Below are 2,210 nucleotides of genomic sequence, written 5' to 3'. Positions count from 1 at the left end.
GTCGGATTAGATCCCAGGCCAGCGAAGGGTGGTATTTCAACGTTGGCTCCCCGATGCCTGGCGACACCGGTTCACAGCCTCCCACCTATCCTACACATCCCTGACCCGAAAACAATGCAAAGCTATAGTAAAGGTGCACGGGGTCTTTCCGTCCCGTGGCGGGTAAGCGGCATCTTCACCGCTACTACAATTTCACCGAGCTCACGGCCGAGACAGTGCCCAGATCGTTACACCATTCGTGCAGGTCGGAACTTACCCGACAAGGAATTTCGCTACCTTAGGACCGTTATAGTTACGGCCGCCGTTTACTGGGGCTTCGATTCAATGCTTCTCTTGCGATGACATCCCCTCTTAACCTTCCAGCACCGGGCAGGTGTCAGGCCCTATACGTCAACTTTCGTTTTGGCAGAGCCCTGTGTTTTTGCTAAACAGTCGCCTGGGCCATTTCTCTGCGGCCTCTCTGTTGCCAGAGGAGGCTCCCCTTCTCCCGAAGTTACAGGGTTAATTTGCCGAGTTCCTTAGCCGTGATTCACTCGAGCACCTTAGAATATTCTTCTCGACTACCTGTGTCGGTTTACGGTACGGGCTGATTGCAGCTGGCGTTTCAAAAGCTTTTCTTGGAAGCGTTTTCGTAAGTTCGCTTCGCCCGTAGGCTCCGCTCAACGCACTATTCCGTCAGTACGTACTTACCACAATACTCCGTCACTTCTTCACACTGCAGCCAGGGGCAGGAATATTAACCTGCTGTCCATCGAAAATCGCCTGTCGGCTATCCCTTAGGCCCCGCCTAACCCTCCGTTGATTAGCATAGCGGAGGAATCCTTAGTCTTTCGGTGTGCGGATTTCTCATCCGCATTATCGTTACTTATGCCTACATTTGCTTTTCTCACCAGTCCAGCCCAGCTTACGCCAAACCTTCACCCCTGTGAGAATGCTCCCCTACCGATACGTATAAATACGATCGCATAGCTTCGGTAATATGCTTGATGCCCGTTTATTATCGATGCCCGCCCCGCTCGACCAGTGAGCTGTTACGCACTCTTTAAATGTATAGCTGCTTCCAAGCTAACATCCTGGCTGTCTCTGCAGTCGGACCCCCTTAGTTCAACTTAGCATATATTTTGGGACCTTAGCTGATGCTCTGGGTTGTTCCCCTCTCGGACTGGGACCTTAGCACCCCAGCCCTCACTGCCGTGTATATCATGCCCCATTCGGAGTTTGTCAGAATTTGGTAGGATTTGACTCCCCCTAGTCCTATCAGTAGCTCTACCTGAACATGACTCAACCACGACGCTGTTCCTAAAAACATTTCGGGGAGTACGAGCTATTTCTCAGTTTGATTGGCCTTTCACCCCTACCCTCAGTTCATCCGAAAACTTTTCAACGTTTACCGGTTCGGTCCTCCACGATGTGTTACCAGCGCTTCAACCTGACCAAGGGTAGATCACCAAGTTTCGCGTCTACAGCCACTGACTAATCGCCCATTTCAGACTCGCTTTCGCTTCGGCTCCTGTATTCCAATACATTAACCTTGCCAGTAACCGTAACTCGTAGGCTCATTATGCAAAAGGCACGACGTCACCCGTAGGCTCCGTCCGCTTGTAAGCGCATGGTTTCAAGTTCTATTTCACCCCGCTGCTCGCGGTACTTTTCACCTTTCCCTCACGGTACTCGTTCACTATCGGTCTCTCAGGAGTATTTAGCCTTGGCGGATGGTGCCGCCGGATTCAGAGGGGATTTCTCCGGTCCCCACTTACTCAGGATACCCACTCATATAATGCTCTTACCTGTACGGGATTCTCACCCTCTACGATTGGCCTTCCCATGCCATTCCAGTTCAATTATTATACACTCGGTGGGTCCTACAACCCCAGTCTGGCCGTAACCAGGCTGGTTTGGGCTAATCCGCGTTCGCTCGCCACTACTTGCGGAATCACTATTGTTTTCTTCTCCTGCGGGTACTTAGATGTTTCAGTTCCCCGCGTTTGCCCCCCGTAGGGTAATACCACTTCATGGTACTGGGTTGCCCCATTCGGATATCCACGGATCAATTCATATGTGCTGATCCCCGTGGCTTTTCGCAGCTTATCACGTCCTTCATCGCCTCTGAGAGCCTAGGTATCCCCCATGCGCCCTTAATTCGCTTGCGCGATCTTATTTACTCTTTCTCTCTTCTACTTCTCAATATGTCAATGAACTCGTTACCCCGC

At 51.4% G+C, this 2,210-nt stretch carries 1 rRNA gene; it reads right to left on the bottom strand.

From position 1 onward, the window contains the following. A 23S ribosomal RNA gene (locus B5X68_RS28495) occupies positions 1-2,149 on the bottom strand; the annotation flags it as partial. Positions 2,150-2,210: the final 61 nt, after the last annotated feature.

This window comes from Dyadobacter psychrophilus (assembly GCF_900167945.1).
Lineage (GTDB): Bacteria > Bacteroidota > Bacteroidia > Cytophagales > Spirosomataceae > Dyadobacter > Dyadobacter psychrophilus.
Note: the sequence above shows the minus strand (reverse complement) of the source record. Positions and strands in the feature narration are given on the sequence as shown.